The organism is Loktanella sp. Alg231-35 (genome assembly GCF_900143545.1).
GTDB lineage: Bacteria > Pseudomonadota > Alphaproteobacteria > Rhodobacterales > Rhodobacteraceae > Yoonia.
In genome coordinates this window covers 586,379-599,468 of sequence record NZ_FREV01000001.1, presented here as the reverse complement: position 1 = coordinate 599,468, position 13,090 = coordinate 586,379, and the positions used below count along the sequence as shown (strand labels likewise).

Annotated in this window: 11 protein-coding genes; 6 read left to right on the top strand and 5 right to left on the bottom strand. The window is 56.2% G+C overall.

The window, feature by feature from the left end:
* The first annotated feature begins 18 nt into the window (after nt 1-18).
* Nucleotides 19-1,047 carry a LacI family DNA-binding transcriptional regulator gene (locus DHN10_RS03020; RefSeq protein ID WP_108813751.1) on the top strand — a complete coding sequence of 343 codons (1,029 nt, stop codon included), beginning with the start codon at nt 19-21 and terminating at the stop codon, nt 1,045-1,047.
* Between the two features lie 71 nt (nt 1,048-1,118).
* On the opposite strand, the gene DHN10_RS03015 is transcribed toward DHN10_RS03020, so the two are convergent.
* Nucleotides 1,119-1,919 carry a citryl-CoA lyase gene (locus tag DHN10_RS03015; RefSeq protein WP_108813750.1) on the bottom strand — a complete coding sequence of 267 codons (801 nt, stop codon included), beginning with the start codon at nt 1,917-1,919 and terminating at the stop codon, nt 1,119-1,121.
* A 439-nt stretch (nt 1,920-2,358) separates the two neighbouring features.
* On the opposite strand from DHN10_RS03015, the gene DHN10_RS03010 reads away from it, so the two are divergent.
* Nucleotides 2,359-3,156 carry a hypothetical protein gene (locus DHN10_RS03010; protein ID WP_108813749.1) on the top strand — a complete coding sequence of 266 codons (798 nt, stop codon included), beginning with the start codon at nt 2,359-2,361 and terminating at the stop codon, nt 3,154-3,156.
* Here the strand turns inward: DHN10_RS03010 and DHN10_RS03005 are convergent.
* On the bottom strand, nt 3,153-3,638 hold the full coding sequence (locus tag DHN10_RS03005) for a DM13 domain-containing protein (protein WP_108813748.1): 486 nt from the start codon (nt 3,636-3,638) through the stop codon (nt 3,153-3,155). The two genes, DHN10_RS03010 and DHN10_RS03005, sit on opposite strands and share 4 nt — an antisense overlap.
* A 148-nt stretch (nt 3,639-3,786) precedes the next feature.
* On the opposite strand from DHN10_RS03005, the gene DHN10_RS03000 reads away from it, so the two are divergent.
* Complete coding sequence (locus tag DHN10_RS03000; protein ID WP_108813914.1) at nt 3,787-4,653, top strand: urea carboxylase-associated family protein; 867 nt, start codon at nt 3,787-3,789, stop codon at nt 4,651-4,653.
* Here DHN10_RS03000 and DHN10_RS02995 read toward each other — a convergent pair.
* The 3 genes from DHN10_RS02995 to DHN10_RS02985 are packed head-to-tail and all read right to left on the bottom strand — an operon-like array spanning nt 4,650 to nt 8,650.
* Nucleotides 4,650-5,285: a response regulator transcription factor gene (locus DHN10_RS02995; RefSeq protein ID WP_108813747.1), complete on the bottom strand. Its 636-nt coding sequence runs from the start codon at nt 5,283-5,285 to the stop codon at nt 4,650-4,652. The genes DHN10_RS03000 and DHN10_RS02995 overlap by 4 nt on opposite strands.
* Nucleotides 5,282-7,282 (bottom strand): cache domain-containing protein, encoded by a 2,001-nt coding sequence (locus tag DHN10_RS02990; RefSeq protein WP_108813746.1) that lies wholly within the window; start codon nt 7,280-7,282, stop codon nt 5,282-5,284. Before DHN10_RS02990 ends, DHN10_RS02995 begins: the two co-directional genes overlap by 4 nt.
* 36 nt (nt 7,283-7,318) lie before the next feature.
* Nucleotides 7,319-8,650, bottom strand: coding sequence for an aspartate aminotransferase family protein (locus DHN10_RS02985; RefSeq protein ID WP_108813745.1), 1,332 nt, complete (start codon nt 8,648-8,650; stop codon nt 7,319-7,321).
* Between the two features lie 228 nt (nt 8,651-8,878).
* Between DHN10_RS02985 and DHN10_RS02980 the strand changes: the two genes are divergently transcribed.
* The 3 genes from DHN10_RS02980 to DHN10_RS02970 all read left to right on the top strand — a co-directional run bounded on the left by DHN10_RS02980 (nt 8,879) and on the right by DHN10_RS02970 (nt 12,995).
* Nucleotides 8,879-9,850 (top strand): TAXI family TRAP transporter solute-binding subunit, encoded by a 972-nt coding sequence (locus tag DHN10_RS02980; RefSeq protein WP_108813744.1) that lies wholly within the window; start codon nt 8,879-8,881, stop codon nt 9,848-9,850.
* Between the two features lie 104 nt (nt 9,851-9,954).
* A complete protein-coding gene (locus DHN10_RS02975; protein WP_108813743.1) occupies nt 9,955-12,567 on the top strand; it encodes a TRAP transporter permease in 2,613 nt (870 codons plus the stop codon).
* Nucleotides 12,564-12,995 (top strand): universal stress protein, encoded by a 432-nt coding sequence (locus DHN10_RS02970; RefSeq protein WP_108813742.1) that lies wholly within the window; start codon nt 12,564-12,566, stop codon nt 12,993-12,995. The genes DHN10_RS02975 and DHN10_RS02970 overlap by 4 nt, the downstream gene beginning before the upstream one ends.
* Nucleotides 12,996-13,090: the final 95 nt, after the last annotated feature.

Below are 13,090 nucleotides of genomic sequence, written 5' to 3'. Positions count from 1 at the left end.
GGTGAATTGGCGGTATAGATGACTGAAAATAAACTAAAAAAGGCGGATATCATCACCGTGGCAAAGGCGGCACGCGTGTCGCCATCGACCGTATCGCGGTACTTTAACCACCCCGAGTTGCTCAAATCCGCCACCCGCAAAAGAATTGATTCCGCCGTGCGGCGCACTGGTTACATCCGCAACCGAGCGGCGCAAACGATCCATGGCATCCGGTCAGGGACGATTGGCGTTTTGGTGCCAACGCTGGACCACGCGATCTTTGCAGAGGTGGTGCAGGCCTTTTCCGATACGGTCGCAGCACAAGGCTTTACCATTCTGTTGGCCTCGCACGGGTATGACCTGCAACGTGAATATGCGATCCTGCGCAAGTTTCTTGAACACCGGGTTGATGGCGTGGTGTTGACCGGGCTCGACCATGATGAAGCCGTGTTTCAGCTTCTTGATAGTCAGGATATCCCTTGCGTCTTGATGTGGAACTATGCGGCGGAATCGCGTTACCCTTCGATCGGTGCTGACAATGAACAGGCCGGCAAACTGATCGCAGAGCACGTCCTGTCTTTGGGTCACAGGCGGATTGCTTGCATGTTCCCCCCTACCAATGGCAACGACCGCGCACTTGCGCGACGCGAGATCGTTCTGACAACACTGCGCGATGCTGGTGTTGAGTTGCCAAAAGAATGGATGCTGGAAACCGTCTATAGTATCTCGGAGTCCAAACTGGATGCGAAGCATCTATTTTCCAAGCGCAGTCGGCCAACCGCCTTGATCTGCGGCAATGATATTCTGGCCACTGGTGCGCTCTACGGTGCCACGGCAAGCGGGTTGACCGTACCGGACGATGTCACGGTTGTAGGGATCGGCGACTTCAAGGGATCATCCGAGATTGAGCCCGCCTTGACGACCGTCCGACTGCCCGCGCGCCGTATCGGTCAAGAAGCGGGACAAGCGCTTGTGTCTGCAATCATTGATCCTTCATCCGGCACTGGTACCAGCCTGCACTGCGCACCTGAGTTCATCCGCAGGCAGTCAAGCGCGTGCCCTGCATAGCGCTGGGTACGGGCACAAATATTCCATTCAGCAATCTATGATGTTTTTTATTACATCATGTTCTTTGCAACCTACTTTTTGCCTGGCTCATACTTTGGCAGATAGGCAGGGGGCATCGGCCCTTTGTTGCGGCCACCCTGCTGCATCTGTTCCCAAGCATGAGCCAAAATCCCGACCGAGCGGGACAAGCAGAAAAGCCCGCGCGACAATGGCGCAGGAAAGCCCAATTCGCAGAAAATGACCGCAGTGGCGCCGTCGATATTCATCGCGAGCGGGCGCGTCTGGCCAAGGTTAGCCTGCACCGCCTCTCCGATATCAGCGTAACGACCAGACACTGTGCCAGCGTCAGCAGCATCACGGACCAAAGACATCAAACCTGGCGCGCGCGGGTCAACGGGTTTGTGAAACCGGTGCCCAAAGCCGCTGACAATCTTGCCATTCTGCGCACGCCAGCCATCAAGCCCGGCCTGCACCGCATCATCAAGGGCAGCACCTGCATCCATGCGCGCCGCGATATCATAATAGAGTTCTGCGCACTGTTCGCCCGCCCCGCCATGCACATCGCCCAGCATGTTCACACCATTGGCCATCGCATTGTTTAGCCCCACACCGCAGGTGGCGGTCATGCGGGCCGCCGCAATCGAGGGCGCTTGGGGGCCGTGATCAACGCCAGCAACCAAAGCCGCCTCCAACAAGGCCGCCTCCTCTGCCGAGGCCACGCGCCCTGTTGTCATCAGCCAAATCATCTGGGGAAAGGAAACATTGCCGATCAAGTCTTCAATCGGATGCCCGCGAAAGGCAATTTTGCCCGGTTCCATATCGATGATGGACGTCCGCCACCATGCGCGGATTGCATCTGCATCGTCTGTCATGCGGCACCTCATTGTTTGCGTGTCTGGGCCTGCGCGGCCAGCCGGATCGGGGCATTGCCCGCACCATAGCCCGCATAACGAGCCTTGCGTTACACAATCTCAAAAAAGAACCCGTCAAAAATCGCCTGCCCATAAAGCTGATAGTACCAGCACTGCCTGTCACGGCCGTATAGGAGGTTGTGGTGACTGTTGTTGCATCGTCCAGACCAAAACGCGCCTGCGCGTCAGCGAATTAGCTGCGTGGGTTACGTCGCCCAGATTGGTTGGCGAAAATCCAATGAAGGCCAATCTTCGCCGCTCACTGATCAAACTATTGCCGATCGCGCGCAAAGCCCTTGCTCAGGGTGAAACACCTCATTTACTGTTGTGATAGCATAGTCTTTGGGGGCGTCTGCTGGCTGGGCAACCCCGTTACATTGATCAGTCCGGGGGTAAGTTTTTGGAAAAGGACAGCGCACTCTGCACACGTATCGCACATCATCTTGTGGACGCGATCAATGCAACTCCAGTTGATGTCGCCCCGTGCCAGCATGCCATGCTCAACGATGTGTTCCCCGAAGACATCTATCAGGACATGCTTGGCAATGTGCCGGACAAACAGGCTTTCCGGCCCATGAGCCTTGAACTTTTTCACGATAGTGAAGGCATCTCTACCCGCGACCTGATCGAACTGCCGGATATTGGCGTCGCGCGGATTGCAGAAGAACAGCAAGCCCTCTGGTGGGCCGTGGGAACGGCAATTATGTCTACAGACGTCAAATCAGCCGTCTTTGGTTGCCTTGCCGAGGATCTGGCACCGGTGTTTGGCTGTAATACCGCAGAGGTGAATGACCAGCCCATCTTTGTCAGCACCGCCCTGCGGGTCGAAACGGAATCCTACTATATGCCTCCGCATTTCGACGACCTGCCACGGGTTGCGACAATGCTGTTGTACCTGCCACCAGATGACAGCCTCGACGGGTTGGGCACATCGCTTTATGAATATCTGCCAAAGTGGCAACGCCCGTTTCGGAAAGCCCACCGTGAACTGCGCCGCGCGCCATTCCTGCCCAACACAGGCATGTATTTTTCGGGCAACAAGCGAAAATCGCGCCCCGGATGGCACGGGTTTGAGAGGTCAAACAAGGCCGTCGTTGGCGATGCCCCACGCGTCAGCCTTTTGACAACCTGGTACACCGGGACACCTGAAACACATGCCGATTGCCCCGATATCGTCCCAGTTGGCCCGCTGCCCTAGCTGCTATGGGTCAGCATCGCGGGGGAAAACAAAACACCGAACTGCTCGCACCAAATCACAACAGATCCATAGGCTGACAGATCAACGTCATCAGGCACCGTATAGGTCTGATCACCCACATTCCCCTTGAGCTGACCCAAAGAGACCCAGTCTGACGCTTTGACATCATCAGAGGTTTCGGGGTTCGGTGCAGCCACCAGCCAAACCTCCAAATCGGGGCCATTGGTCACGCGGAACGCGGTTAGGCACACAAGCCCTGCCCCACTGCCCGTGCGCAGGATATCGACCTGACCCTCGCCTTTATGGGCACGGTCTGCGTCCCGGAACGTGCCACTGGCCACTTGTGTCAGCACCAGATCAGCAGGCAAGGCTTCTGACACTTCCCGATCAATCCAGAGCGGTGAGGCGAGATACCAGAACGCGTTGCCGGTGATGAAACCCAAGAGGAACACAGGGATTGCGATTTTCAGGAAGCGTACCATGACAGCCCTTTCAATGTGAGTGACACATGTGTTGCCGATATCGGCGGCCAGTGAAAGGTTTATCGACGGCTAGCTGTCCTGTACCGACCTTGTTTTCACCAACAGTGCGGCCTAGCCTTTCGGCTTCAACGCCATGAAAGACGCCGCCATGAAACCTACCGATCCAAAGTTCGTGCCACCCAGTGACGCCGCTGACCGCCGCGCTATCAAGCCCGTGATTTGCTATCCACCCGAGGCGCTGATCCCGCCTGATCTTGAAGCACTCTCGACGCGACGCCAAAGCGCATCCAAATCCGACGAAGTCACTGCACTCCCACGCGACGCGGCCTGCATTGATGTGCCGGCCGGCTGCTTCTTCCGCATTTCATCCGTTGAAGGGCCGCAGGTCGGAGATCTAAACCTGTGGAGCAAGGCCGACATCAAGGAGCGGTTCTATTCCGGCAAGACACGGGCACTGCATGGCACCCATCTGTCCACAGGCGACAGAATGTGGGCCAGTTTCCCGCACTTGCGCCCTATGGCCACGATCACCGCGGACACATTGGATTGGTATGGATTTGATGAATTCGGCGGCTCTGTGCATGACGTGATCGGAACACGTTGCGACCCGTACACCGGGCGATTGTTGTCTGGGTCAGACTACCATCACTGTTGCCACTCTAACCTGACCCGCGCTTTTGCAGATCACACCGGGCTGTCCATGGCCGATGCAGAGGCACATGTCCATGATGTGCTGAACGTCTTCATGTGTACCGGATTTACGCGCAGCACGGGGCAGTATTTCATGAAGGCAAGCCCGGTGCGGCCGGGCGATTATCTTGAATTCTTTGCCGAGATTGACCTGATCGTGGGCCTGTCGGCCTGCCCCGGCGGGGATTGCTCGGAAGAACATTCATCCGACAAGACCACATGCCATCCGCTACTGATAGAGGTCTTTGATCCCGGCAAAGAGGCCCGCGCGCTGCATCGGCCACCGCCTTCGTCGGCCTATGATCAAAGCCATGGGCGCAGTTAGATCAGATCGGCCACAGAATTGGACAGATCAATCAGTTCGGCCACCGAATTGATATCCATCTTTTCCAGAATACGTGCACGATGGTGGTCAACGGTTCTTGGGCTGATGCTCAGCTCGCGGCCGATTTCCTTACTGGCCGTATTTGATGGGTTTGCGATCATGAAATTGGCAATCTCGCGTTCGCGCGTGGTCAGTGTCGCAAAGCGTTCGCGCGCTGATTTGCGGTCTACCTCTAACGCGCGCATGGCCATGTCAGAAGCAAAGGCAGCCGTGATGCAATCAACAAGAACATGTTGGCGAAACGGCTTTTCAAGGAAATCGACTGCACCTGCCTTCATCGCCTGCACCGATTCCGGTACGCCCCCATGGCCAGAGATAAAGATGATGGGAATGGTAATCTGCTTGTCTGCCAAAACCCTCTGCAGTTCCAGCCCGTTCATCTCTGGCAGGCCGTAGTCGAGCACGAGGCACCCCGGCTTTGCCGGATCGTATTCCGCAAGGAAACGCACTGCACTTTCAAAGCTGCGCACGTTGAATTGACGTTTGGTCAGCGCGCGCGACAAGGTCGTCCGGATCTTGTCGTCATCGTCAATCAGGAAAACCGTTGATTTGGATGTCTGGTCGTTGCTCAAAGGGTCGTTTGCCTGATCTGTGATGCCTGTTGGGATGGGTCGCCAGTCCGGGGGTCTGCACAAGGTATCGTAAAACAGAACCGCGATCTATTCGTCCCGGTCCTATCATACCATAGATGGCCCGCGTTCGCCTCTATGATCGTGCGCGATATCGAAAGCCCCAAACCAAGCCCATCCGGCTTGCTGGTCTGGAACTGTTTGAAGAGCGTCACGTCCTTAGCTACGCCAGGGCCGGTGTCATCGACCCAGACCTCTATCTTGTCACCAGTCTTCCGCGCCGTGATCGTGATGATCTTGGGCGTGCTTGCTGCCGCAACCATCGCGTCAACGGCGTTGCGCATCAGGTTGATCAGCACTTGCGCAATCTGAACGCGGTTTCCAATCGCGGGCGGTAATGATGACAGTTGAGCCTTGATTGCGACACCATGTGTTTCGGTTTCGTTGTGCATCAAATGGCTGGTCTGCGCGACCAACTCGCCCAGATCAAAATGCTCTGACTGACCTTCATCTTTGCGGACAAAACCGCGCAAGGCGCGAATAATATCGCCACCCTGATGGGCTTGCTCGTCAAGCTCGGACAGGATGGTCAGCAGTTCTGCACTTGGGTTGGGGTCTTGGCGCGCCACCGTAATGGCCGCATCAACGTTCTGGGTTATCGCGGTCAAAGGTTGGCTTAACTCATGGGCAAGTCCGGTTGCCATCTGCCCCATGACATTCACCCGCGAGAAGTGGGACATGTCGCGGCTGAGTTCCTCGATCATGCGATCTGCATCGCGACGCTGGGCAATCTCGTGAATGAGGGTCCGGTTGGCTTTGCGCAATTCCTGATAGGTGCGCGGCAAGGGGTCCGTCGTAGAGACTTCACCCTGTGACACCAGGGCCGTTCGGACCGCAAAAGCCCGAACAGGGCGCAGAATCAATTCCGCCAGCAGGACTCCCACCGCAGCCGTAACCAGAGAGATAATCGCTGCAATCCAGGTGTTGCGCCGACGGTTATCCTTGATGCCCTGAATAAAATCATCCTCAGGTGCAAAAACGGCGATGGTCCAAGGCAACTCAATGCCTGAGATCGGCAAAAACAAGGTCATGAACCTGTCGCCTTCATAGGCAAACTCTGACTGCATCGGGCCTTGGGCGTATATCGCGCGGGGATCAAGATCGGCCAATGCCGTGCGCGCGATCGGGTCGCCCAGATCGTCCACTTGCGCAAAACCAAGCGTGCCATCGGCATTTTCCACGCTGATTTGCGTTTGATCAGGATGCGCGATGACTTCGGCACTATCGCTCAGAATGATCGCTGTGCCCTCTGTGCCAATGGCAAGACCGGACAGAAACTCCGAGATTTCGGCAATCTCGATGTCTACGCCAACCACGCCCTCCAGCGAACCATCAGGGCGCGACACTGGTGCTGCGACGGTGATCCCCGGATGCTGCGACGAAAAGAAAATGTAGGGGTTGGTCCAGACACCGGCCTCTGCGGTGCTTGCGTTGATGTACCACTGCCGCCTGCGCGGATCAAAGATGTCGTCAGGGTCAAAGGCCCGCTCGACCACACTAAAATCCTCAGCGCGCCAGATCAGCTCTGTTGTGCGTTCTTCCCCATCAATCGCGACGAATTTCGTGCGATAAGACCCCGGACCGTCGCTGCGCATGACATAGACGAAATTGCCCGCCTCATCGCCGTAGTAGATGCCCGAAAGCTGCGCCTTGGACTGGAGATGGCGAAAAAGATATCGTTCCATCTCAACCGGATCAGCGGTCGAGACAACCTCACTTTGCAGGATACGGCTGGCCAGATCGGCGCTTTCGCGGGCGGGTTCGAGAAACCGTTTCGTGTGATCCACTGCGTTGTGGCCCGCATCGCGCATCAACCCGCGCGCGTGATCCAACATCGCGCGTTCTGATGAAACGAAAGATGTGGAAACAACGATGATGATGGCCAGAAACTGAAGTCCAGCCAGGCTGATCGCCAGAATAAAGCCGAGCGAATACCTCATATGAAATGCTTGGTCATGTCAGCGCGCTTTGGCAAGTCACATCCCAAGATCAGCCGTGACAGCATCCACAGCCACACCAAGTTTTTCAACAACCTCGCTCAAATGGTCAGCCGTGCAGATAAAGGGCGGCGCCAGCAGCACATGGTCACCCTGCTTGCCATCAACAGTGCCCCCCATGGGATAGCAGATCAAACCCTGCGCAAAGGCCGCCGCCTTCAGCCGCGCATGGAATTTGTGCTGCGGATCAATGCACGCCTTGGTGTCGCGGTCAGCGACAAACTCGACACCCACGAACAACCCCCGGCCCCGGATGTCGCCCACATGGGGATGCTGGCCGAACCGCGTGCGCAGCATGTCTTGCAACGCTTCACCCTTGCTGCTGACCCCGGCGACCAGCCCCGAAGTCAGCTTTGTCACCACGGCCAGACTGGCCGCACAGGCAACCGGGTGGCCAATATAGGTATGTCCGTGCTGGAAAAACCCGCTACCTTGCTGGATCGCATCATGGATCGCCTTGGTGCATAGCGTGGCACCAATCGGCTGATACCCGGCCCCAAGCCCCTTTGCGATTGTACAGATATCGGGGCTGATCCCATCGTGTTCGCTGGCAAAAAGCGTCCCCGTACGCCCCATGCCGCACATCACCTCATCCAAGATCAGCAGCACATCATATTTGTCGCAAATCTCGCGAATGCGTTTGAAGTACCCGGTCACAGCCGGAGCAGCGCCAAGCGTAGCCCCCACGACAGGCTCTGCAACAAAGGACATGACATTCTGCGGACCAAGGCGCAGGATTTCGGCCTCAAGCTCATCAGCAACGCGCAGGCCAAAATCTGCCTCAGTCTCGCCGTCGTGCTGTTCGCGATAGGCATAGCACGGCGCGATGTGGCTGACCTCTATCAACAGCGGCGCAAACTGCGCACGACGCCATTCGTTGCCGCCAACGGCCAAAGCGCCCAGCGTATTGCCATGGTAACTCTGTCGTCGGGCGATGATCTTTGATCGTTGCGGCTGGCCAATCTCAACAAAGTACTGACGCGCGAGTTTCAGCGCCGCTTCAACGGCCTCTGACCCACCGGACACAAAATAGACGCGGTCCAGGCCTTCCGGTGCATGTGCAATCAACAGATCAGCCAGATCTTCGGCCGGCTGCGATGTTAGGAAACTGGTATGGGCAAACGCCATGTTATCAAGCTGGGATTTGATGGCTGCGATGACATCGGGATCGCTGTGACCAAGGCAGGACACAGCCGCCCCGCCTGACCCATCAAAGTACCGCTTGCCGTTTTCATCAACCAAATAGACGCCGTCGCCCGTCACCCCGACCGGAGGTAAGTGTTTGGAATTTCTTGGAAAGACGTGGGACATCCGCAGATTTCCAGTGATGGCTGAAGCGATGCTCTCATTTTTGCTTCAAATTTGCTATAGGTAGTTACGCGCATAGACAGGGTGTCGGGCGGCTGAAACATTCAAGTTTCAAGTGGGGAACCCCTGCGCGGCTACACTTGCGGTGTCAAAACAAGATGGACAATGGCGACATGTCGCTGATTTCCACGAACACCCGAATGCCAAACAATTGACTAAGGGAGAACGTCAATGATCCAGAAAAAAATCTCAACTGTTGCCGCTGTCGCGGTGGCGCTCACTGTCTCAGCGCCGGCTGCAATGGCCGAAGAATTCATCACAATCGGCACCGGAGGCGTAACGGGGGTCTATTATCCGACAGGCGGCGCAATCTGCCGTCTGGTCAACCAGGGCCGCCGCGATCACGGCATCCGTTGCTCGGTCGAATCCACCGGTGGTTCAGTCTACAACATCAACACAATTCGCGAAGGTGAGTTGGAGTTTGGTGTGGCCCAATCCGACTGGCAGTTCCACGCGTTCAACGGCTCTTCCCGCTTTGAAGAGCAGGGTCCGTTCGAAAGCCTGCGTGCTGTCTTCTCTGTTCACCCAGAGCCCTTCACCGTTGTGGCCCGCGCTGACGCTGGCATTACCACACTTGCCGATCTTGAAGGCAAACGCGTGAACATCGGCAACCCAGGTTCTGGCCAACGCGGCACAATGGAAGTTGTGATGGAGCAGATGGGTTGGACTATGGACAGCTTTGCTCTGGCTTCCGAATTGAAAGCGGCAGAGCAATCAGCAGCCCTTTGTGACAATCAGATCGACGCGATGATCTACACCGTTGGTCACCCATCCGGTTCCATCCAGGAAGCGACAACAGCATGCGACTCTGTCCTTGTTGAAGTATCCGGCCCCGAAATCGACGCATTGATCGCCGACAATTCTTATTACCGCGCAGCCACTATCCCGGGTGGTATGTATCGCGGCAATGATGGCGACGTTGCAACCTTCGGTGTTGGTGCGACATTTGTCTCTTCCGCCGATGTGTCAGAAGACGTCGTCTATACCCTCGTTTCGGCTGTCTTTGACAACATCGACGACTTCCGCGGCCTCCACCCTGCATTCGCAAACCTTGCCCCTGAGGAAATGGCGTCTGCTGGTTTGTCTGCACCAATTCACGACGGCGCAGCCAAATATTACCGCGAGCAAGGCTGGATGGAATAATTCAAGCCTGCGACTAAAGCATTCAGAGGAGGCGGGAAATCGCCTCCTCCGTAGCCAATAAGACCGTCCTCTCGTTTGAGCAGGACAAAGGGGAGTAAGATCACATGGCAACCGATCAAGACCAACGCAAAGGCCTTAGCGAAGAAGAGCTTCAGGACCTTGTTTCATCTTCGGACGCGGGCGCACGTAATCCTGTTGGATCGGTTGGGCTATTCTTGTCCATTGTTGCGATCACCTGGTCGGTCTTCCAAGTGGTGCTCGCTTCCCCATTGTCCAATCAGATCCTGCCCGGATCGGTCGTGAACAACTCTCGTCAGATTCACCTGGCCTTTGCCATTTTCCTTGCCTTCATGGCCTACCCCGCATTCAAATCCAGCCCGCGTGACTACATCCCCATCCCTGACTGGATCATGGGATTTGCAGGCGTTTTCATCGCGCTTTACGGGTATTTCTTCTACGACAAGATCGTCAACTCTGGCGGACTTGCCGATGATATAGACAAATGGTTCGCGCTGGCGGGTCTCGCCCTGCTTTTTGAAGGCGCGCGCCGCGCGCTTGGACCGGCAATGGCGATCATTGCTGTTATCTTTCTCTTCTACGTCTTCTACGGGTCATCAACCATTGTACCCGATGTGATCCGTTGGGGTGGCGCATCGCTGAAAAAAGCGATGAGCCATATGTGGATCACATCAGAGGGTGTGTTTGGTATCGCCCTCGGTGTTTCCACCAAGTTTGTTTTCCTTTTTGTGTTGTTCGGCGCGCTGCTCGATAAAGCTGGGGCTGGTAACTATTTCATTAAGATGGCTTTTGGCGCGCTGGGTCATCTTAAAGGAGGGCCTGCGAAGGCGGCTGTGGTGGGGTCCGCTGCAACTGGTCTGATCTCAGGCTCTTCTATCGCCAACGTTGTGACCACGGGTACGTTCACGATCCCGTTGATGAAGCGGGTCGGGTTCAGTTCCGAAAAGGCGGGTGCTGTGGAAGTGGCATCATCGGTGAACGGGCAAATCATGCCACCCGTAATGGGTGCTGCGGCGTTCTTGATGGTCGAATATGTGGGCATTTCTTATGTCGAGGTGATCACCCACGCCTTCCTGCCTGCGACGATTTCCTACATCGCGCTGGTCTACATCGTTCACCTTGAAGCGGTGAAAAACAACATGCCGACGCTGGGCAACCGCGTCGTGTCCATGGGCCGGACCATTGGTGGGATGGCGGCCTTCTTTGTCGGGTTCGCGGCCCTTTGCTATGGCGTGCAATACCCCGTCAGGGCGATCTCGAGTGCGCTCCCGAACTCTGGATTGATCCTGTCGGCGCTGGTCTTTTTGACCTATGTCGCCCTGCTCTGGGTCGCGTCCGGCGTTGCCGATCTTGAGGCCGATGACCCGAACGCCAAAGAGGTTGAACTGCCGGTGGTCGGCGAGATCTACAAAGCTGGCCTCTACTATCTGCTGCCGATCATCGTTCTGGTCTACTTCCTAATGATCGAACAGAAATCACCCGGCCTTTCGGCCTTCTGGGCCACGATGCTGCTCTTCGTGATCCTGCTAACGCAACGCCCGTTGAAATCCGTCTTCCGTGGTGAAAGCGCTTTGTTTGAGCGGTTCAAGGACGGTGTAGTCGATCTGCTGCAAGGACTGGTCGATGGCGCCCGCAACATGATCGGCATCGGCCTGGCCACGGCCACTGCTGGTGTGATCGTGGGCACAGTCACGCTGACCGGTGTGGGGCAAGTCATGGCCGATCTGGTCGAATTCCTTTCTGGCGGTAATCTGATCCTGATGCTGGTTATGGTCGGGCTCTTGTCGCTGGTGCTGGGTATGGGGCTGCCGACAACCGCTAACTACATTGTTGTGTCGTCGCTGATGGCCGGTGTCGTTGTGCAATTAGGGGCACAGTCCGGGCTGGTTGTGCCGCTGATCGCGGTTCACCTCTTTGTCTTCTATTTCGGGATTATGGCGGATGTGACGCCCCCCGTGGGCCTTGCCAGTTTTGCGGCCGCCGCCGTGTCGGGTGGCGATGCGATCAGAACCGGCTTTGTGGCCTTCTTTTATAGCCTGCGGACCGTGGCCTTGCCATTTGTCTTTATATTCAACACCGATTTGCTGTTGATCGACGTCGGATGGGCGCAAGGGATATTGGTCTTTATATCGGCCAGTATCGCGATACTGGTCTTCACGGCAGGTACGATGGGGTGGTTTGTCACCAAAAGCCGCATCTATGAAAGCGTCCTGCTGATCCTGATTGCCTTTGTGCTGTTCCGACCAGATTTCTTCATGGACCGTGTCCAACCGCCGTTTGCGGACGTGCCACCAGCGGCGCTGACCCAAGCCATCGAAGAAGCCCCCGCAGGCAGTGAAATGCGTGTGGTCATCAACGGCCCAGACTTTGACACCAGCGAATTGCGTGACACCACAATTGTGCTCAGCATCGGTGACGAAGCACCCGCTGACCGGCTAGCGACAACAGGGCTTTCGTTCTTTGCAGAAGGCGACGATCTGGCACTTGATGAGCCTGCCTTTGGTTCGCCTCATGCCAGTGCTCTGGCCGATTACGATTTCTACGGCGACGAATTTGTCACCGTGAAAGAGGTGCTGGCCCCACAGTCGCAATTGCCAAAAGAGCTGATGTTCATCCCGGCACTCTTGCTGCTGGCCTTCGTTTACATGCTACAGCGCGGTCGCGCGCGCCGTGTTATTCCCCAAGGAGAAGCCGCATGACCGGAACTGTCTTATGCGCAATCGACATCACCGATGCTGATCACGATAACGTCGTGATCTTGGCCGCCAAGAAACTGGCCGACCTTGAAGGGGCACCGTTGGATGTGGTCACCGTGGTGCCGGACTACGGCAAAAGCATGGTGGGTAGCTTTTTTGAAAGCGATCACCATGACAAGCTGGTGGCATCTTCCAAAAAAAAGCTGAACGAACTTGTCGGTGCAACCATCGGCAAAGAAGCCAACGAAAACGTCCGTCACATCGTGGCGACTGGTACGGCCTATGAAGAGATCATCAAGCTAGCCGAACAGACGAAATCGAGCCTGATTGTCATTGGCGCACATAAGCCTGATTTCAAAGATTATCTTTTGGGGCCAAACGCGGCACGCGTCGTAAGGCATTCGAATTGCTCGGTCTACGTGGTGCGGTAGGCGCTGTTTCCTGTCAGTGCGTATCATTTAACTTGCAGGGGCGGTATTTTTTCACTCCAGTGTCGCAGTAACACTATGCTGCGATGACAGGGGCG

What these genes read in the sequence shown, in the direction of transcription:
- DHN10_RS03020 (WP_108813751.1), top strand. Translation starts at nt 19, where the DNA reads ATGACTGAAAATAAACTAAAAAAGGCGGATATCATCACCGTGGCAAAG.
- DHN10_RS03015 (WP_108813750.1), bottom strand. Translation starts at nt 1,919, where the DNA reads ATGACAGACGATGCAGATGCAATCCGCGCATGGTGGCGGACGTCCATC.
- DHN10_RS03005 (WP_108813748.1), bottom strand. Translation starts at nt 3,638, where the DNA reads ATGGTACGCTTCCTGAAAATCGCAATCCCTGTGTTCCTCTTGGGTTTC.
- DHN10_RS03000 (WP_108813914.1), top strand. Translation starts at nt 3,787, where the DNA reads ATGAAACCTACCGATCCAAAGTTCGTGCCACCCAGTGACGCCGCTGAC.
- DHN10_RS02990 (WP_108813746.1), bottom strand. Translation starts at nt 7,282, where the DNA reads ATGAGGTATTCGCTCGGCTTTATTCTGGCGATCAGCCTGGCTGGACTT.
- DHN10_RS02985 (WP_108813745.1), bottom strand. Translation starts at nt 8,650, where the DNA reads ATGTCCCACGTCTTTCCAAGAAATTCCAAACACTTACCTCCGGTCGGG.
- DHN10_RS02980 (WP_108813744.1), top strand. Translation starts at nt 8,879, where the DNA reads ATGATCCAGAAAAAAATCTCAACTGTTGCCGCTGTCGCGGTGGCGCTC.
- DHN10_RS02975 (WP_108813743.1), top strand. Translation starts at nt 9,955, where the DNA reads ATGGCAACCGATCAAGACCAACGCAAAGGCCTTAGCGAAGAAGAGCTT.
- DHN10_RS02970 (WP_108813742.1), top strand. Translation starts at nt 12,564, where the DNA reads ATGACCGGAACTGTCTTATGCGCAATCGACATCACCGATGCTGATCAC.